Source organism: Nocardia sp. NPDC059229 (assembly GCF_042754165.1).
Classification (GTDB): Bacteria; Actinomycetota; Actinomycetes; order Mycobacteriales; family Mycobacteriaceae; genus Nocardia.
Genome location: NZ_JBHZAK010000017.1, coordinates 1 through 18786, shown reverse-complemented (window position 1 = coordinate 18786; position 18786 = coordinate 1). Strand labels below are relative to the sequence as shown.

Genomic DNA, 18786 nt, shown 5'->3' with positions numbered 1-18786 from the left:
AGCGCCAATACACTGTGGGCGAGCGATAGCTCGGATTCGCCCGCAACAGCCCCAGGATGCCTTCAGATGACTTCCCCCTCCGATGCCGAGCACTCGGTGCGAAGCACGTTGTCGCAGTTGCGACTGCGTGAATTGCTGACCGAGGTCAAGGATCGGGTCGATCAGATCATCGACGCGCGCGACCGGATGGACGGACTCGTCGAGGCCATGCTGTCGGTGACCGCCGGGCTGGATCTGGACCAGACCCTGCGCACCATCGTGCGCACCGCCATCAGCCTTGTCGACGCCCGCTACGGCGCACTCGGCGTGCGCGGCGTGGACGCGAACCTCACCCAGTTCGTGCACGAGGGCATCGATGACGACACCGCTGCTGCCATCGGCGACCTCCCGGCCGGGCGCGGTGTGCTGGGGGTGCTGTTCCATCAGCCCGAGCCGATCCGGCTCGACGACATCGCCAGTCATCCTGCGTCGGTGGGGTTTCCGGCCAACCACCCGCCCATGCACACCTTCCTCGGGGTACCGGTGCGGATCCGGGACGAGATTTTCGGCAACCTGTATCTGACCGAGAAGAAGAACGGGCTGCCGTTCAACGAGGACGACGAGGTGATCGTCCAGGCGCTGGCAGCGGCCGCCGGCATCGCCATCGACAATGCGCGGCTGTACGAATCGGCCCGCGCGCGGCAGGCGTGGATCGAGGCCACCCGCGACACCGCCACCGCGTTCCTGGCCGGGACCGCCGCCGACGAGGTACTCGCGCACGTGGTCGAGCATGTGCGCACGCTGACCCAGGCCGAACGCGCGTTCCTGGCCATCGAGGACGATCCGGATATTCCGGCGGAGGAGACGCGGGAGCTGCGGATCGCACGCTGGGCCGGGCCCGGCGCCGGGCCCAGCAGCCTGGTCGTCCGGACCACCGACACCGCGATCGGACAGGCGATCACCGAGGGCACGCCGCTGAGCTTCGACGACGCGGGCGACATCGATCTGGGCAAGCCGATCGCAGACCCCGGCCCGACGCTGATCCTCCCGTTGCACGCCCAGGGCGCCACCTTCGGCGCGCTGGTCATCGTCCGGCCGATCTCCGCTCCCCCGTTCTCAGCCGAAACCCTGGAATTGGCAACGGCCTTCACCGAGCAGGCGGCGCTGGCCATCCAGCTGGCCGAAGCCCAGCAGCGGGTGCGCGAACTCGACATCCTCAGCGACCGCGACCGCATCGCGCGCGACCTGCACGACCACGTGATCCAGCGCCTGTTCGCCGCGGGCCTGAGCCTGCAGGGCACCATCGCCCGCACCCGCGCCCCCGAAATCCGGCAGCGCCTGTCGGATGTGGTCAACGACCTCCAGGACGTGGTGCAGGAAATCCGCACCTCGATCTTCGACCTGCACGGCGCCAACGCCCAATCCCCGGGCCTGCGTCAACGCCTCGAACAGGTCATCGCCCAGCACACCACCGACATCGACCTGCGCACCTCCCTGCGCACCTCCGGCCCCCTCTCCGTCGTGGCCCCCGTCCTCGCCGACCACGCCGAAGCCGTTGTCCGAGAAGCGGTTTCCAACGCCGTCCGCCACGCCAACGCCCACTCCCTCGCCGTCTCCCTCGACGTGGCCGACGACCTCACCGTCACCGTCTCCGACGACGGCACCGGCATCCCCGACAACATCACCCCCAGCGGCCTCTCCAACCTCGCCCACCGAGCCCAAGAACTGGGCGGCACCTTCACCATCCTCCCCAACCCCGACGACACCGGCACCCGCCTCCGCTGGTCGGCCCCGCTCCACTGACCCGCCGCCTCGGAACCCATCGGTCCGAGGCTTCATCGGGCGTAACGGTCCTTTGGTCGGCCTTTCTCTGCTAAGACCTGTGGATCGTCGGTGAAAGGTGAATATGTTGTCTCGCTCTGTCATTCGGGTTCGGTCGATTTCGTTGGCGGTGGCTGCGGCGGCGGTTGTCGTGATGGCGCCGGGGGCTGCCGCGCTGCCGACCGGGTCGTCCGATCTGCCCACCGGAACGTCCCAGAGTTCGACGGGGACGCCGCCGGTGGCGGGGACGAGCGTCTCGACGGCGTACGGGTCGATCGGGGTGTGGATGTTGCAGTCCAATGGGGATGTCGCGGACTGGCTGGGGCAGCAGTATCAGGGCAAGTCGTTGTTCGAGCCCATCGATGTGCTGCTCGTCGATCGGACCTCCACCACGGCCGATGCCGCCACTTCGAAGCTGACGGACCAGCTTTCGGCGGCGGGGTTCCCGGTGCGGTGGCTGCACAGCACGGGATATCAGGGGCGCATCAACGGTCAGCTCTACGCCCAGCAGCCGCCGGACGGCAGTGACTCGGCCTTCTCCGACGCGATCGCGATCGAAACCAATGACCACGGCAGGGTTTTCGGCCCGGCCCCGCTGCCCGGCGGCGGATTCGTGTGGTCTGCGGCCTTCAGTCGCGAGAAGTTCGAAGTGGTCACCCATGCCTACGTGTCCTTCACCCAGGCCCGCGACAATGTCCGCACCGCGGTGCTCGCCAAGGGCGGAACCGATCTCGGGACGGTGCCGCTGGGCAACACGTACAACACCGCCACCGCCTCCACCGGCGATCACGACGGCAACGCCGTGGTCCTCGGGTTGAACTGACCGTCAGCGCCCGGCCTCGGAACCGATCCCGAGCCGGGCGAGTCGGGGCACCTCGCTCGGGACGGCAGATGTGAGGCACATCGCGGCACATACCCCTGGGGGTATGCTAGCTTGGGTTCATACCCCACCGGGTATCCGCGACGCGGCCGATCGGACGATGCCGCGCTTCGCCGAAGCAACCGAAGGAGTAGCCATGTCCGCACCGACCGACGTCGCCCACGCCTCGCCGCACGGCAAGGCCGTCCTGAACGAGCTGTCCCCGCTGCACCGGGAGCTGCGGCGTGCGATTCCCGAGGTGTACAAGGGCTTCGGCGAGCTCAGCAAGGCGGCGTTCGCGCCGGGCGCGCTGGATCGCAAGACCAAGGAGCTGATCGCGCTGGCCATCGGGGTGGTCGAGGGCTGCGACGGCTGCATCGCCTCGCACGGTCAGGCCGCGGCGCGCGCCGGTGCAACCAGACAGGAGGCCGCCGAGGCCATCGGCGTCACCTTCCTCATGCACGGCGGCCCCGCCACCATCCACGGCGCCCGCGCTTACGAGGCGTTCTGCGAATTCGCCGACGCCATCGAATCCGGCGACTCCCCCGCCTGACCACCCCGGAGAAACTACCCATGTGCCATCCCGCCCGATGCCGGACCTGCGGCAAGACCACCTGGTCCGGCTGCGGCGCCCACGTCGCCCAGGTCCGCGCCGCCGTACCGGCCGACCAGTGGTGCCCGGGTCATCAGAACGCCGCCCGCGACAGCTGGATCCGGCGAATCCTCACCCGCTGATCCACCCCGATTCCGGCCGACATGGCCTCCATCGCGTGACCGCGAACCCTGCGGACGGACCGCTTGCCCTATGCCGCGAGGTCGCGGCCGCCCACCCGATCACCGACCCGGGCTGCCCATTGTCCTCGTCGTCGCCGATGGCCGTGACGTGCTCCGGTCAGCGGCCGACCGGCCGCGGGCTGGGCTGGAGTGCCTGCAGCAGAGCGGATTTGATGGGATCTCGAGTCGTGCAGACCAGGGCGAAGGTCGCCTGTCGTACGAGTCTTTCCGTGGTGTCGGCGAGCGCTGACCGACTGCCGGCGCACACGACGCCGGCCGCGGCGGCATTCACCGCCGCGTGCGCGATCTCCGCGCGGCGGTTCGCGGCGAACAATCCCGCCCGGATCGGTGGCGCGAAGTGGGACCGGGAGTTGGCGGCGTTCACCAACCTCGATCGTCAGGATCGATCTTCTCGACCGCAGCCCGATGGCGGTTTCACCGATTGCCTCGACTTCGTGCCGTCTGATCGTATCGTTAACTGACTCAGGGAAGCTCGTCCCTTCAAGCCCGTAACGTGTAATGTCCGAGCTCGGGTCGGACTGAACTCCGAGGGGAGAGCGAATGAGAATGCGTGCCTTCGCTGGTATGGCCGTGGCCGCAGCAGCGATTTCGATGGTCGGTGCGGGTACCGCCAATGCTGATGCGGTGAATCCGAACGACTACATGATCGGTGACACCGTCTACTTCAACACGGGTCCCGCGCAGTGCTCGATCAAGTCGGACGGCACCGCGGGTTGTGACATCGCGCCCGGCATCGCCAAGTGGCTGAACATGATTCCGGTGACCGATCTCGCCATCGATGTGCCGTTCCTGCCCGCGCACCCGACCTTCGGCGTGTTCGGTCATTACGGTCGTTCCGATGCCAGCACCCTTCCGCAGGGCAACGGATACGGCTCGACCATCAGCTACGCGGGCGCTACGTGCAGTGGCGGCGGGCGCGGCGCGATCCAGTGCAATTCGAAGGGACACAGCTTCAGCTTCGGCTGGTCCGGCACCACCACCACCTAGACCGGATTACGCGACAGCCTGTGAGGTGCCGGAAAACTTTCGGACAGTGAGATTTTGTCGGCGCGGGCGTGCTCTCTGGTCGGATAGTGCGTGCGATGAGCCCGCTCGTTCTTCGGGGTGCCGTTGAACGATTCTGCCCAGGCATTGTCGAAGCAGATCCCGGTCCGCCCGACCGAACGCCTGACGTTCAATTCCCGTGCTACCGCAGCGAATTCCGTGGACAGGTACTGGGTGCCGCGATCGGAGTGGAAGATCGTGACACCGGGTGTGAAGTCCACGGCACCCGCGGCCATCCGCAATGCGTCGATCACGAGTTCGGTGCGCATATGCTCGGCCATCGCGTACCCGAGGACTTTCTTGGAAAAGCAATCCAGCACCGTCGCCAGGTACAGCCACCCCTCACCGGTGCGGATATAGGTGATGTCGCCGACCAATCGGACGCCGGGCCGATCGGCTGAACTCGCCACGCACCAGATCCGGCAGCGACGCAGCGTCGCCGGCGAGGGTCGTCACCGGCCGGAACGGGCGCGGCTGACGCGCGGTAAGCAGGTTTACCGGCGGTCATACGCCGGGTTGTGGTGTCGCTGCTTGGATCGGAGAGTTTCGACACCGGTTCACTCCGACCGGTGCTGGCCCTGACGTTTCAGCTCTGCGACAGGGCGAAGGCAAGCATTGCGGTGGAGGTGAAGTCGATCGAGGGTTCCACGCTCTGCCATGCACCGACATCGTCGAGGAACCGGGCTGTGCGTCCGTCGAAATCGGTCCAGGGTGTCCCGGGATCGGAGGTGCATCGCTTCATGGTCGGGAAGGTGTTGAGTTCGTCGAGCTTGTCGGCGGCGTTCGGGCCGTTCACGACCGCGCCGCGCAGGATGTCACCGGTGCCGTCGAGGCTGCCGGCGAGGTTGGCCACTTGGTGTTCGGGGCAGTGCGGGTAGACCTCACCGGCACCGATCATGAAGGTGATGCCCCAGGAGTTCGTGCCCAGGGCCCAGCTGCGCTGTTGCGTACCGAAGGCGTCGTAGTGGTGGTCGCCGGTGGCGTTGCGGTAGAGCAGTGCGGTGGCGACCAGGCCGAAAGTGTGTGGTACCGAGTCGAAGTCGGTGTACACCGCCCCTGCCCGGAAGGGGTCTTTGGCAGCCCGGTTCACCCCGTCGTCCAATTGCCGGCGCAGGTCGTCCTGCAGGTTCGCGCCGTTCTCGTTGTCCGTCTTCAGGATTGAGAGCAGATCGGCGTGGGCGAGTGCGCTGACGTCGGCGACGCCGAGGGTGCCTTTGGTGTCGGAGGAGATGTACTGCGCCGCCCAGTGGGTGGCCTGCTGCTTCCAGTCGACGGCACGGGTATCGCCCAATGCGGTGGCGGCCAGGCTCATTTCGGTGACGCCGAACTCCATGTCGTCCTGCCAGGAGTCCTCGGGGTAGAAGTTGTGCGGGAACGCGGTGATCAACGCGTCGCCGGGCTCGGTGTTCGCCTTGGCGTAGACGGCGGCGGCTTTGTCCAGCCAGGACCTGGCGGCGACCGGGTCGCGGTGGGCACTGTTCTGGGAGGCGAGCGCGAACACCGCGGCGACGCGTCCGGCCAGGTTGGGGCTGATCGGTGCGCCGGGCTCGTTGGCCCGCAGCACCGGCCGGTTCTTGATCAGGTAGTCCGGGTCGCCGGGTTGCACGTTCAGGTCGTCGTCGGTCTCGGGTAGCCGCCAGATGTCGTGGTCGGTGTGGATGTTGTCGTTGCCCGCGCCGATGCCGACCTGGGCGTACAGGGTGCCCGTCGTGCCGTCCCACATCTTGTCCAGCCAGGACACACCTTGGTCGGCCTCCCGTGCCAGGCCCGCGGCCCGGGGTGCGGTGCGCAGGGCCAGTAACAGATCGGCGGTGCTGTAGGCAGTGGTGTGGGTGAACTTCAGGAAGTCACCCGCATCGGACCAGCCGCCGGACACGTCGACGGGCCCGCCGATCGGGGTCAGCGCCGCATCGAGCAGTTCGTTTCCTTCTTCGTTGTATCGAGGAGTGGCGTACACGGTGCCGTGGCGGTCGGTCAGGTGTGCGGGCTTGCGGTGCAGCACATCGGGCACCACGTCCGCGCCGTCGCGCTGGGCCTGGAAGAAACGCACGTTGTCCTCGATGAGCGGGGTGAACAGTTGCGCGGCGGGCGCGATGCGGAATGTCGGGGAGCTCCCGGACGCGGTGCCGGTGAGCTCGAGGTGGTAGTTGCCGGGAGTGTCGAGGCTGGTGAGGTCCACGAGGTGGACTGCCGGGTACTTGCTGCTCCACGTGCCGGTGCGGGCGCCGACCTGGCCAGTGGTCAGGGTGGTGCCGTGTTCGTCCACCACCCGGTAGCCGGCCTGGCTCAGTTCCGTCCCCGAACCCATCACGAAGGCCTGTTTGGTTTCTCCGACGGCGTAGCCGGCCTGGTTGACCCGGATAGCGGGCATGCGGGTGCCGGACGGGCCTTCCCCGTCGGGGCTGGTTCCGTCCATGGGCAGGGTGCAGGCGGTGATCGCGAGGGTGAGAGCTGCCAGAACTGTGGTGGAGCACAGGCTCCAGGTGATACCGGGTCGGAAGGTGGACATGGGGCTTCACCCTGCCCGATGCAATATGAGAAAAGGATGAGGCACGGCTGCGCAGGTCAGCGGCTTGCGCGTTCGGGCAACAGCAGCCGCGCCGACGCCCCACCGCCGGGATCACGGAACAGGCAGCAGCGCAGCGCAATTCAGCCCCAAGCGAGCTGCAGCGGCACCTTCACCTTTGCATGCCGACCTACTTCTCCTGGTCGGAGATCCCGGCAGCCGACACCGGCATTCACCGATGCCTGGCGTTCGGAAGACGATCAGCGGGTGATCTTTGGCCAGTGTTCGTGGGCGGGCTGGCGAGTGATGTTCGCGGCCTGGGCGATTGCTTCCCTGGAAGCGCCGGCGGCGCGGGCGCAGGTCACGGCCGCTGCTCGGCGTCTCTGATCTCTGCGGTGGTGAGTGCGACCTCGTGAACGGCGGCGGTGGGGGTGGCAGAACCTCGAATCCGCCCAAAATTCGGCGAGTTCTACGGGAACCCCCAGAGGTATTTGTTGCGGAACCCGCGGCCACCACGCCCCTGCACAGACGCCGTCCAGGCCCTTGACCCGAGCGACCGAATCGACGAGCTGATCAACCTGTCTGCCGATAACAAGCTGACGTACAGCCTCGTCCACTACGCCCGAACATCCACCAAGCAATGGCGAGCCGCATGCGGACCGAACCTCACCGTGCCGCTCTCCGACCAGGTCACCATCACCTCCATACCCCAACCCGCGATGTGCGGCTTCCCCGTCGACTCGGCACACTGCACCCTCACAGCGATGAAAACCCAAGCCGACCACTGGAGCTCATGGGCCCCGATCGCCACCATTCACCTTGTCGACGGGAAAGTCGTCGACATCCGAGAGCAGTACGAAGGCTGACTCGCGGACACAACGAGCCGCCTGCGACAAGTTTGCTTGACGATGCGGCGACCCCGGCTGCGTCATCCTCCCCCGCGTTCGAAAAACGATGATCTGACGAACGCGAACCCGGCTCGCCCTGAGCGACTGCACGCCCGGGGAGCCGGTGTTCGGAAGCCCGTTCATCAACGGGACTGCTTGGATCAAAGCTCGATCGGGCGCTGTCGTCGGATTTCAGCCACTCGGCTCAGCCCGCGCGAGCCACAGCAGCCCGTCGACCAGAGCCCCGGCAATGCGAAGGCGCCTCTCACTGTGCCGAGACCCCATGCGCCGCAACCACACACCGGTCGCACGCAGCTGACCGTCCATCATCGCGTCGGTGATCTGCATGCCGACCCTTCCGCAGGTCCAGCGACGTTATCACAGACCTGGAAGCCAATACAGACACTAGTCCAGACTTCGTGGCGTCAGTATCATCCAGACACATGTCCGAACTCGCATCCACCGGTATCGAGGCAACCCGACGGCGTCTCACCGAGAAGCAGGCCGACACCGTCGACCGCCTCACCACGGCGGCAGTCGAGGTGTTGTCCCGGGAAGGCTTCTCCGGCACGACGATTCGGCTGGTCGCCGCCGCCGCGGGAGTCGGCACCGCCACCGCCTACACGTACTTCTCATCCAAGGAGCACCTGATCTCGGAGGTGTTCTGGCGGCGACTGGTCGCGGCCCCGAAACTGGACACCGACACCGGGGACCCGGCCACCCGGGTGGTCGCCGTGCTGCGTCAGGTATCCCTGCTCGTGGCCAACGACCCGGCTCTCGCCGGTGCGGTCAGCAATGCACTGCTGGGCGACGATCCCGATGTCCGGCACCTGCGGGTGCGCATCGGCCGGGAGATTCGCGGCCGGCTCGCCGAGGCATTGGGATCCGATGACCCCGAACGGGTTTCGATGCTGGAGCTGCTCTACGCGGGCGCGCTGCTCCAGGCCGGGATGGGCCTGCTCTCCTACGAGCAGGTCGCCGACCTACTGGAACGGTCCGCGCGCCGACTGCTGGCAGATCCTGCGGCCGAGTGATCGACGGGCACCGAACACAGGCCCGCACAGCACGCGGCCGCCGATCCGATTCAACGTCCGAAACCGGCCGGGGACCTTGTCGCACGCCGCCGACCATAGTACCGTCCAGACACATGTCCATCACGTGTCCGGACAAGATTATTCGTGGAGGGATTTCCAATGACACTGGTCAAGCCGCAGCGAGTGTCCGGGGGCGCGGATGAGCACGGACACCTGGAGGAGTTCCGCACCGATCCCATCGCGCTGATGCGGCGGGTGCGCGCCGAATGCGGCGATGTCGGAGCCTTCGAACTCGCGGGGCGCGATGTGATCCTGCTGTCGGGCGCCGAGGCCAACGAGTTCTTCTTCCGCGCCAGCGACGAAGACCTCGATCAGGGTGCGGCCTACCCGTTCATGAAGCCGATCTTCGGCGAGGGCGTGGTCTTCGACGCGCCACCCGAACGCCGCAAGGAGATGCTGCACAATCAGGCGCTGCGCGCCGACCACATGCGCGGGCACGCGGCCACCATTGCCCGCGAGGTGGATCGCATGCTGGCCCGCTGGACCGACGAGGGCGAGATCGATCTGCTCGAATTCTTCGCCGAGCTGACCATTTACACGTCCTCGGCCTGCCTGATCGGCCCCAAGTTCCGGGAGCAGCTGGACTCCCGGTTCGCGCATCTCTACCACGAACTCGAGCAGGGCACCGACGCGCTGGCCTACGTCGACCCCTACGCGCCGATCGAGAGCTTCCGCCGCCGCGACGAGGCCCGCGCCGCACTGGTCGAGCTGGTGCAGGCAATCATGGATCAGCGCGAGGCGAATCCGCCGACCGGCAAGGACGATCGCGACATGCTCGACGTCCTGATCTCGGTGAAGGACGAGCACGGCGTGCCGCGTTTCTCGGCCAGCGAGATCACCGGCATCTTCATCTCCATGATGTTCGCCGGGCACCACACCACCTCCGGCACGGCGGCCTGGACCATCATCGAACTGCTGCGCCACCCGGACACGCTGGCCACGGTGGTGACCGAGCTCGACGAGCTGTACGCCGACGGCGCGGAGGTCAGTCACCATGCGCTGCGCCAGATTCCGAATCTGGAGGCCGCGCTCAAGGAGGCGCTGCGCCTGCACCCGCCCCTGATCATCCTCATGCGTATCGCCCGTGCCCGGTTCGAGGTGTGCGGGCATCGGATCGAGGCGGGCGACATGGTGGCCGCCACGCCCGCCATCTCCAACCGGATACCGGAGGACTTCCCGGACCCCGACACCTTCGACCCGGGCCGGTATCTGGATCCGCGGCAGGAGGACCTGGTCAATCGCTGGACCTGGATCCCCTTCGGCGCGGGCCGCCACCGCTGTGTGGGCGCACCGTTCGCGCTCATGCAGCTCAAGGCGATCTTCTCGATCCTGTTGCGGGACTGGGAATTCGAGCTGGCGCAGCCGTCGGAGAGCTACCGCAACGACCATTCCAAGATGGTGGTGCAGTTGCAGCAGCCATGCCGCGTCCGCTATCGGCGCCGCCGTCGCTGAGCTCGTCCCGGTCCACAATGATGTCGGCCCGTCAGGAGGCAGCTGTGTCCGCGCCGTCCATTCCCCCCGGATTCGATTTCACCGATCCGGAGCTATGGGAAACCCGAAACCCCGTCGAAGAATTCGCCCGGCTGCGCCGCACCGCCCCGGTGTGGTGGAACCCGCAGACCGATGCCCAGTCCGGCGGATTCCGCGACGGCGGCTACTGGGTGGTCACCAAACACGAGGACATCAAGGAGATCTCGCGCAACCCGGGGCGACGCCGGTGACCGCGTTCCAGCGCACCGCCACCGCGAACACCGAACTGGGTGGGCAGCCGATCCGGCGGGGCCAGCGGCTCGGATTGTTCTACAGCTCCGCCAATTTCGACGAGGACGCCTTCGACGACCCGTTCCGGTTCGACATTCTCCGCGACCCCAATCCGCACCTGGCCTTCGGCGGCACCGGCGCGCACTACTGTGTCGGCGCGAATCTCGCCCGGCTGGAGATCGATCTCATGTTCAATGCCATCGCCGACGCGATGCCGGACCTGCCCGAGGTCGCCGCACCCGAGCGGCTGCGGTCGGGCTGGATCAACGGCATCAAGCACTGGCGGGTCCGGTACGAGTAGCCGGGCCGCCGTATCGCCGGGGAGATCGCCCGGTGCATACTCGATCGGCGCGGATCGGACGAGAAGCTGTCCCCCGCAATCACATTGGGAGTAGATGATGAAGACCCGCCTGAGCTGCCCCTGCGGCGAATACATTCGCGGCGAGAACGAGGACGACCTGGTCGAGAAGACCCAGGCCCACCTCGCCGAGCGGCACCCCGATCACGACTATTCCCGCGACGAGATCCTCTTCCTCGCGTACTGATCCGGTTCGGGCAGGCGTACGGTCGCCCCGATCCTCGCGGGCGGCCGGGCCCGGCTGCGAACGAGCCGAGCTCCCCCGCGGTCGTGTCCCCTGCTACTTCGATGGCCGGACACGCTGCTACGCGAGCGCCTGGTGGATAAACGCTTGCAGGGCAGCGTCTATGGGATGAGGCTGCGGCGCGATGGCGGGACGGTTCCAGCGTTGGAGGTTCACGGCGGCAGACAGTTGGCGCGTGCCGTCGACGCTGGTCATCGAGATTGCGCCGCCGCCCCAGACGGAGCCGTCGTGGCCCCAGAAGGTGGCGGGGCCGGGGGCCGGCAGCATTTGGAGGCCGAGACCGTAGTCGAGGGTCTTTCCCTCGAACGAGATGACCGGAACGGTGCGCTGCATCTCCGCCAGGGCCGGGCTGCTGATGATTTCGCCGGCCAGCAGTAGGCCGAAGAAGTGGTTCAGGTCCGTGACGGTGGAGATCAGTGACGCCGCCGGTCCGACCCACGACATGTCGAAAACGCTGTAGTCGCGTGGCGGTTCGATCATGCCGAACCACGACTCGTAGTGCAGGGAGTGGGGACCGTCGATGTGCGGTCCGGCCGGGAGTTCGGTGTCGCGCAGCCCGGCGCGCTCGATGATGTCTGCGGTGATGTACTTTTCGGCCGAGGCACCGGTCACCGACTCCAGAAGTTCGCACAGCAGAAGGTAATTGGTGTTCGAGTAGATCCCGGGGGTGCCACCCGGGGCCCCGGTGGCGGGCGCCGAGACACCCATCTCGATCAGCTCGGTCGGGTGGAAGCGGGTGAATCGGTTGTCGTCCAGGCTGTCCGGCGTCGTCCGCGCCAGGTTCGGAAAGGCCGCGAGTGACGGGTAGGCATGGGGCAGGTATTCGGCTAGGCCGCTGGTGTGGTTGAGCAACATCCGTACCGTGATCGCCCCACCCCGATCGCCGGGAACCAGGCGGGGCAGATAGCTGCCGATCGGTGCGTCGAGCTCGATCTCACCGTTGTCGACCTGCCGTAGCACGGCGGCTGCGGTGAACGTCTTGGTGATGCTGCCGACGCGGTGGCGCATATCGCTGGTGACGGGCCGGCCGGTTGCGACGTCGGCGACTCCGGCTGCGCCACACCAGATCTGGTCACCGGCGCGGACTTCCGTGAAGATTCCCGGTATGCCCGCACGGTGGACGGCGTCCAGAGCGGCCTGCAGCTGCGTGGAATCGAGGGTGGTGGTCACGACACGTGTCCTCTCGTTGTCGATGTCGGTGGCCACCACTATCGGCCGGGCTACCCGGCCCGGTATTGGAAAAATTCTCCCCAGGCCCGGTACCGGTGCCGGGCGATGGCGGGCAAATAGTGTGTGGTGAGAGCCCTCGGGGTGTCATTCGCGAAGATCGATACATCCCGGCACAGGTGAGCCTGATCGGTGTACCCGCACTCCGCCGCCACGTCGGCGGCGGACTGGCCCGCCATCAATTTGTCGACGGCATACCGGAATCGGGCCAGCATCGCCGCCCGCTTGGGAGTGAGACCGATCTGGGACTCGAACCGCGACCCCAGCCGCTTATGACTCCAGCCGAGCGATCGGGCGAGTTCGCCGATCCGCAACCGGCCGTGCGCGGACTCGATTCGAAACCAGGCCTCCAGCACCTCCGGGTCCGGCGACCGATTCGGGGTGTCGCACTGTGCCAGAAACGATTTCGTCAGTGCGAAACGCTCGCCCCACGCCGGGGCGGAGGCGAGCTGCTCGCGCAGTACCCGAACCCGCGGTCCCCAGAGATCCTCCAGCGCGGCAACGCCGCAGCCCAAATCGATTGGGGGAACACCCAACAGGGAGTACGCCTGTATCGGCGACAGGCGAATCTCCATACACGCGGCTCGTTCGCTGCGAACTCGCATGGCCGAAAGGGCAAGCCCTGCGACGAACCCGTCGAGAGTTCGCCGGCCGACGACATCATCGACCAGCACGGTGCCGGCACCGAAGCCGATCACCACGGTGACCGCCGTCGTCCCGGCAACCCGGAGATCCAGCCCGGCCCTGCCCATATCGCGATAACCGATCATCGCGCCGCCCGGCCATCCGGCATCGTCCGGACCCGCGAAATCCCACCCCGCACCGGGCTCGTCACCGAAGTCCACAGCATCCACCCCGTCCAGGCTACAAACCCGGCGGCCTCACCTCTGTGACGAACGGTGGGCCCAGGTCGTGGCCGCAGGCTCGACGCGGCTGGTCAGCCGGCCGGGCGCATCAGGCCCTGGGCGGAGACGGACGCCACCAGATCACCGGACTGGGTGAAGATCTGGATGCGACCGTACATCCGGCTGCCACCGGCGAACGGGCTCTCGCAGTGCAGTAGCAGCCAGTCGTGCATCGTGAACGCCCGATGGAAGGTGACGGTCTGGGTGAGCATCGCGGACGCGCCTCGGCCGCCGCGGCGCGCGATCTCGGATTCCGGGTACGGGCGCAACGCGACCGGGCCCAGGAAGCCCTCGCTGCCGTGCGCCAGCAACGCGCGACCGAGGCCGGGCAGATCCGGCGCCTTGTCACAGCGCATCCACACATCCAGGGCCGGCGGTCCCGACAGTTCGGCCGCGAGCGCGTCCGCTCCGCCGAGTGTCCGTACCTCCCAGGGCAACAGCGCACACGGCAGCTCTTCGCACTCCTCCGGCCCCGGCACCCCCTCGGGCAGGTGCGCACCATGGCTGAGGAAGTCCGGCTCCTCCGCGCTGAGCATCGTCAGCACCCGCGCGTGCTCGCGCCCCTCCTGGGAGAACGACACCTGGACCGTCGCCAGCGCCCGCCCCGACTGCACCACCTCGACCGCCACATCGACGTCCCGGTCGGCATACCCACCGCGCGGAAAGACACCGTGCAGCGACTGCACGGCCATGTGCGGCACCGTCCGCTCCGCGGCAACCACGGCCTGCGCGAGCGTCTGGCTCCCGAGCGTCGTCGGCAGCGTCGAGGTGACATTGCGAGCACGAAACCGACCCGCCCCGACCTCGGTCAGATCGAGGACATCGAGCAGATCGGCCAGGTCGACCACCGGCCACATATGCGTTCCACCAGCCATTGCGAAATATTTGCACACGCCGGAAAGCACGCGATCGGCGATTCCCGATGAGCGGCATGGCGAAGTGTTCGACCGCTGCGCGAGTCGGTGAAAGCGCAACGCTGGGACCTTATCCGGGCCAGCCTGCACCCTCAGTCTCAAGTCCGCAGAACGCACCATAATCAGCGTAAGGCCGAGATCATCTCGGACGGCCGCCTGGTCAGAAGGGCGGATCGTCATCGCGCTCGGTAGCCGAGAGAGTGAGCGGGGAGATGGCGGTGGGTGTGCGGCGGGCGCGGATGCGTGTTCGCGCTTTCCGTCGCTGGGCAGGCGTGCAGTAGACGTGCACCAGTTCGGTCATGGCGTTGGCCACCGGGCCCGGATCGATCAACGGCTGCACGGGTTCGGCGTCGGGGACGCCGGTGGCGCTGAGCGGTGGCACCGGCAGGCGCGGGAACAGGAACTTCGCGCCCTCGGGGCTGGTGGTGACCGATCCGCCTGTGGGCGTGCGCCATTCGACAGACCGGTCGGGGTGGTGGAGGACCTGCCACCCATTGACCCCGTTGTCGGCCAGGGTCTTGAGCCGGTGATGTCGACGACACCGGCAACCCAGATTGGCTTCCACTGTGCGGCCACCGTTTTCAGGGTTCGCGTGGTCGAAACGGTCTTGGTGATCGAGATCAGTGGCGACAGCGGGCACCGCGCAGCCGGGCGCGCGGCAGCCCCCGTCCAGGGCCCGCACCCGCGCGGCTACACGCGCACCAGGGCGGTACCGCAGTTCACTATCGACACTGCGGTTTTCGACGATTGCGGCCAGGTCGACGCGAGCGCCAGCACCTCTGACGGCGCTGGTGTCCATACCGGAGCCTGTTCCGGTGGCGGCGCTCGTACGAGTGGCGGCGCTTGTCCGAGTGGCGGAGCTTGCGCCGGTAGCAGCGTTCACCCTGGTGCCGGTGGCGACAGCAGTGCCGGCGGCAGTGTGGATGCCGGTGGCGACGGCAGTGCCGGCGCCAGTGTTGATGCCGGTGGCGACGGCAGTGCTGGCGGCAGTGTGGATGCCGGTGCCGGTTGCAACGGTAGCGGCGGCTGCTGCGTTGATGCCGGTGCGGGCTGCAATGGTGGCGGCTGCTGCGTTGATGCCGGTGCCGACGGCAGCAGTGGTGCCGACGGCGGTGGCGATGTCCGTGTCGGTGATGATGGTGAAGCGGGCGTGGCGGGCGATCTGGCGTGCCAGGTCCGCGTCGATGGCTCCGAACCCGGCCAGCAGCGCCGGGTTGTCACGCAGCCCGGCCAAGGTTTCAGCCGATATACCCACCTGCACCAACGCTTTACGTGCCAAGCGGAGTGGGTCGGCGGTTGCGGCGCGCGGGCAGTCGGGCTGCCCGCAGCGGCAGGTGAGTTGGCCGCTGCCGTCGGCCAAGGCCACCAACGCATCGGCACGGCGCTGGCCGGTGGTACGCGGATCACGGCCGCAGCACTGGGTGACCGCCATCTCCCGCAACCGCTCATACAGTGCCTGCCCTCCAGCGGCGGGAAGCACCGCCTCCACCTGCGCGGGGCCGTCGTCGGCAGCGGTGACCTTCACATACCGATCGGCTTCGGCGGCCTTACGGCGGGCGGCCTGCCCGGCCGGGTCGGCCTCGAGCAACCAGCGACGCAGCGTGCGCCGCACCCGCTGCGGCTCAGCGGTTTCCGCATACGCCGCGATGCGTGGCTCCAGCACCGCAACCAGATCGTCGGAGACATTGGTGAGAACGTCGCTGATCGCACGCACCCGCGCCAGATCCAAGCGCCCCGCCGCGAAGCCGGCCCGGGTCACCGGATACCGGTGCGCCAACCCCAACCCCACCCCGATCAACCCGTCCGCCGAGCGCTGTGACACCCGCAGCGCGATCCCGATCTCGGTGGCTGCATCCTCCCCCGCGTACCGGGCTCCGACCCCGAGTGCGAGTTGCTGCGCGCGGCGCAGCCGATACAGCCGTGTCATCAGGCCGATCTCCTCGGCTTGGGCTGTGGCAATCATCGAGTGCACGACCTGGAGCCGCTCCACCACCTCGGCGGCAGCAAGCGTGTCATCAGCGGACTCGACCATGTATTCGATCATAGTTTCGAATAACGCGACACGACAGCAGGATCACCACAACACGCACAGTAAATCATTGGCTAATATCAGCTTTAGTCGACGGTAGCACGCATCGAGCGCCGTGAGACGCCGCAACCCGCGCGGTTCGAACCGGCCACACAGCAGCCCGGAAGGTCCCCGGCCTCAGCCCATCTCGCGGCGCGGGCCCCGTCAACTGCATCCTCGCGACCCACATGGCATCAGCCACATGACATCTCAACCATCCGCACATGCCGAGTTGCGGATGACGGTCCAATCTCGCACTATCGGAGGTCGAACAGCAGTTTCCGGGCTGTTGCGAAATGGTTGGGTGAGGGTCGGCCGCGTCAGCGGCTGGCCCTCACCGGTTTTCGGTGTGTCGTGGCCGGGGGTGGATTTGGATGCGGTGGTGGCCAAGGGGTATCGCCGGGTTGAGCGTGATCAGCAGTTTCTGATGCCGCCGGATATGCGGGAATGGCTGCCCGAGGGCGATCCGGTGTGGTTGGTGATCGAGGCGGTCGCTCAGCTCGATGCTGCCGGGTTGCATGCGCTGCGCCGCACGGGTGGTGTCGGGCGCGCCGGCTATGACCCCGACATGCTGTGACGGTGTTGATCTGGGCGTGGGCGCAAGGACAACGGTCCTCGCGGGTGATCGAGCGATTGTGTGTGCGTGATGTCGGTTTCCGGGTTATCTGCGGTGGTAATACCCCCGACCATGTCACGATCGCCCGGTTCCGAGCGCAGATGACCGACGTGGCCGAGGAGTTGTTCGCGCAGGTGCTGATGCTGTGTGCGCGGCTGGGTTTGGGCCGGTTGGGGGTGGTGGCCATGGACTCGGTGAAGATCTCCTCGAACGCCTCGCTGGCCGCGAACCGCAGCGCTGACGGGCTGCGCAAGGCCGCTGCCGAGCAAGCGGTGGCCGACGCTGCGCGGGTGGCCGCGCGTGCGGCAGCGGCCGCTCATGCAGCCTGCGATGCCGCCGAGGACGCCGAGTTCGGACCCGAGCACCGCGCCGATGCGGTGCCGGCGGAGTTGGGTGAGCCCTCAGCGCGCGCCGCGCGGATCAGTCAGGCATTGGCCGAGTTGGAAGCCGAGACCGAGGCAGCACGAGCCGCCGACGACGCGGTCGCGGCGCGGAAAACCGCGCGGGCGCAGAACAAGACAGCCCGCCGCGACGCGCTGGTCGCCGATCACCGGCGACGCCGCGACGAGTCGGGATCGGCGATCAAAGGCAAGCCGCCCGCGGAAATCCGTGTCGAGATGCTGGCCCGGAATCTGGGGCAGGCGCGCGCGGCGCAGCAAGCCGAGATCGACGCTTACGATCGCCGCCGCACAGGCCGCGCACCGGCGCCGGTGGAGCAATACTCGATGGTGAAGCGGGTGCGCCTGGCCTGGGAACGGGCCGTCACCGAAACCGTTGCCGCGCACCAGCAATCAGAAACTGAACCCGTCACGGCCGCGCCCGCCTCGGGCGGATCCCGTCGGCGTGGTGGTGAACGCAAGCGCAATATCACCGATCCGGCCTCGCGGATGATGCCGTTACGAGGCGGAGGCTGGTTGCAAGGCTTCAACTGCCAGGCTGTCACCAGCACCGACGGCCTGATCATCGCCACCACAGTCGGCAACAATCCCAACGACGCGACCGCGTTCGCCACCACTATGGCCGCTGCGGTTGCCGCTGCCACGCTACTGGACACCCATCAACCAGATCGAGCGCAACCCTTTGCACCGCAAGACAATTCAGCAGGTATCGGGATTTTGCTGGCTGATACCGGCTACCTCAGCCACCACAATCTCACCGCCCCGGGCCCGGACCGGCTCATCGCGATCGGCAAAACCCGCGCCGTCGACAACGCCGCCACCCGAACCCCCGCTCAGGGACCGCCCCCACCCGAGGCGACCCCGCTGCAAGCGATGGCCCATCGACTGCGCACCCCCGAAGGCCACACCCTCTACAAACAACGCAGCCATATCGCCGAAACCCCGTTCGGACACGCCAAACACAACCTCGGATTCCGTCGCTTCACCAGCCGCGGACTAGACCGCGCCACCGCCGAATTCAGCTTCCACGCCTTGGTCCACAACCTGATCAAAGCCATCAACACCGCACCCCTCACCCCCACCACCTGTTGAGGAGGGCCGACCGCTACGCGGCGGCCCTCCTCAACAGGCACGCAATACACCGAGCACCCCTACACCACGCACCCACACCATTTCGCAACAGCCCGGAAACTGCTGTTCTACAGCGGATTGTGCGGGACTGTAAAAACAACGGTGTAACTCCGAATCAAGGAGTGGCACTTGATGTCTGATACGACAACGATCGATGTGACCGATACTGCTGCGGTGGG

At 67.3% G+C, this 18786-nt stretch carries 18 protein-coding genes and 1 pseudogene; 13 read left to right on the top strand and 6 right to left on the bottom strand.

All coding sequences use genetic code 11. The features are described 5' to 3' along the window. The first annotated feature begins 66 nt into the window (after positions 1 to 66). The 6 genes from ACFXHE_RS31945 (at position 67) to ACFXHE_RS31920 (ending at position 4441) form a co-directional block, all read left to right on the top strand. The gene (locus tag ACFXHE_RS31945) at positions 67 to 1782 is read left to right on the top strand and encodes a GAF domain-containing protein (protein ID WP_379388241.1); all 1716 of its coding nucleotides are present in this window, start codon (positions 67 to 69) and stop codon (positions 1780 to 1782) included. Positions 1783 to 1954: 172 nt separating this feature from the next. Further along, positions 1955 to 2623 (top strand): hypothetical protein, encoded by a 669-nt coding sequence (locus tag ACFXHE_RS31940; protein ID WP_379388239.1) that lies wholly within the window; start codon positions 1955 to 1957, stop codon positions 2621 to 2623. 193 nt (positions 2624 to 2816) lie between these two features. Next, on the top strand, positions 2817 to 3212 hold the full coding sequence (locus ACFXHE_RS31935) for a carboxymuconolactone decarboxylase family protein (protein WP_379388237.1): 396 nt from the start codon (positions 2817 to 2819) through the stop codon (positions 3210 to 3212). Between the two features lie 20 nt (positions 3213 to 3232). After that, entirely contained in the window at positions 3233 to 3394 is a 162-nt protein-coding gene (locus tag ACFXHE_RS31930; protein ID WP_379388235.1) for a hypothetical protein, read from the top strand. A 227-nt stretch (positions 3395 to 3621) separates the two neighbouring features. After that, on the top strand, positions 3622 to 3915 hold the full coding sequence (locus ACFXHE_RS31925; protein WP_379388233.1) for a hypothetical protein: 294 nt from the start codon (positions 3622 to 3624) through the stop codon (positions 3913 to 3915). 85 nt (positions 3916 to 4000) lie between these two features. Next, on the top strand, positions 4001 to 4441 hold the full coding sequence (locus ACFXHE_RS31920) for a hypothetical protein (protein WP_379388231.1): 441 nt from the start codon (positions 4001 to 4003) through the stop codon (positions 4439 to 4441). Here the strand turns inward: ACFXHE_RS31920 and ACFXHE_RS31915 are convergent. Together ACFXHE_RS31915 and ACFXHE_RS31910 are read right to left on the bottom strand one after the other, a co-directional pair. Then, positions 4438 to 4908: a DDE-type integrase/transposase/recombinase gene (locus ACFXHE_RS31915; RefSeq protein ID WP_379388229.1), complete on the bottom strand. Its 471-nt coding sequence runs from the start codon at positions 4906 to 4908 to the stop codon at positions 4438 to 4440. The genes ACFXHE_RS31920 and ACFXHE_RS31915 overlap by 4 nt on opposite strands. A gap of 176 nt (positions 4909 to 5084) precedes the next feature. Beyond that, positions 5085 to 7007 carry a glycoside hydrolase family 9 protein gene (locus ACFXHE_RS31910; protein ID WP_379388227.1) on the bottom strand — a complete coding sequence of 641 codons (1923 nt, stop codon included), beginning with the start codon at positions 7005 to 7007 and terminating at the stop codon, positions 5085 to 5087. Positions 7008 to 7435: 428 nt separating this feature from the next. Here ACFXHE_RS31910 and ACFXHE_RS31905 point away from each other — a divergent pair, with 428 nt between their 5' ends. The 5 genes and pseudogenes from ACFXHE_RS31905 (at position 7436) to ACFXHE_RS31885 (ending at position 11291) form a co-directional block, all read left to right on the top strand. After that, positions 7436 to 7870: a hypothetical protein gene (locus ACFXHE_RS31905; protein ID WP_379388226.1), complete on the top strand. Its 435-nt coding sequence runs from the start codon at positions 7436 to 7438 to the stop codon at positions 7868 to 7870. Between the two features lie 464 nt (positions 7871 to 8334). Next, entirely contained in the window at positions 8335 to 8925 is a 591-nt protein-coding gene (locus tag ACFXHE_RS31900) for a TetR/AcrR family transcriptional regulator (protein WP_379388224.1), read from the top strand. Positions 8926 to 9084: 159 nt separating this feature from the next. Then, entirely contained in the window at positions 9085 to 10437 is a 1353-nt protein-coding gene (locus tag ACFXHE_RS31895) for a cytochrome P450 (RefSeq protein ID WP_379388222.1), read from the top strand. A 44-nt stretch (positions 10438 to 10481) separates the two neighbouring features. Beyond that, positions 10482 to 11047 (top strand): annotated as a pseudogene (locus ACFXHE_RS31890) (cytochrome P450). 97 nt (positions 11048 to 11144) lie between these two features. Next, positions 11145 to 11291 carry a DUF1059 domain-containing protein gene (locus ACFXHE_RS31885; RefSeq protein WP_354845559.1) on the top strand — a complete coding sequence of 49 codons (147 nt, stop codon included), beginning with the start codon at positions 11145 to 11147 and terminating at the stop codon, positions 11289 to 11291. 117 nt (positions 11292 to 11408) lie between these two features. On the opposite strand, the gene ACFXHE_RS31880 is transcribed toward ACFXHE_RS31885, so the two are convergent. From ACFXHE_RS31880 to ACFXHE_RS31865, 4 genes are all read right to left on the bottom strand, one after another. Then, positions 11409 to 12518, bottom strand: coding sequence for a serine hydrolase domain-containing protein (locus ACFXHE_RS31880; protein ID WP_379388220.1), 1110 nt, complete (start codon positions 12516 to 12518; stop codon positions 11409 to 11411). Positions 12519 to 12568: 50 nt separating this feature from the next. Continuing rightward, the gene (locus ACFXHE_RS31875) at positions 12569 to 13429 is read right to left on the bottom strand and encodes a helix-turn-helix domain-containing protein (protein WP_379388218.1); all 861 of its coding nucleotides are present in this window, start codon (positions 13427 to 13429) and stop codon (positions 12569 to 12571) included. 83 nt (positions 13430 to 13512) lie between these two features. Next, entirely contained in the window at positions 13513 to 14355 is an 843-nt protein-coding gene (locus ACFXHE_RS31870) for an acyl-CoA thioesterase (RefSeq protein WP_379388217.1), read from the bottom strand. A 199-nt stretch (positions 14356 to 14554) separates the two neighbouring features. Then, on the bottom strand, positions 14555 to 16426 hold the full coding sequence (locus ACFXHE_RS31865) for a DUF222 domain-containing protein (protein ID WP_379388215.1): 1872 nt from the start codon (positions 16424 to 16426) through the stop codon (positions 14555 to 14557). 400 nt (positions 16427 to 16826) lie between these two features. Here ACFXHE_RS31865 and ACFXHE_RS31860 point away from each other — a divergent pair, with 400 nt between their 5' ends. Both ACFXHE_RS31860 and ACFXHE_RS31855 read left to right on the top strand, forming a co-directional pair. Next, positions 16827 to 17039: a hypothetical protein gene (locus ACFXHE_RS31860; RefSeq protein WP_379388214.1), complete on the top strand. Its 213-nt coding sequence runs from the start codon at positions 16827 to 16829 to the stop codon at positions 17037 to 17039. Between the two features lie 44 nt (positions 17040 to 17083). Next, positions 17084 to 18568 (top strand): transposase, encoded by a 1485-nt coding sequence (locus ACFXHE_RS31855; RefSeq protein WP_379388213.1) that lies wholly within the window; start codon positions 17084 to 17086, stop codon positions 18566 to 18568. Positions 18569 to 18786 lie beyond the last annotated feature (218 nt).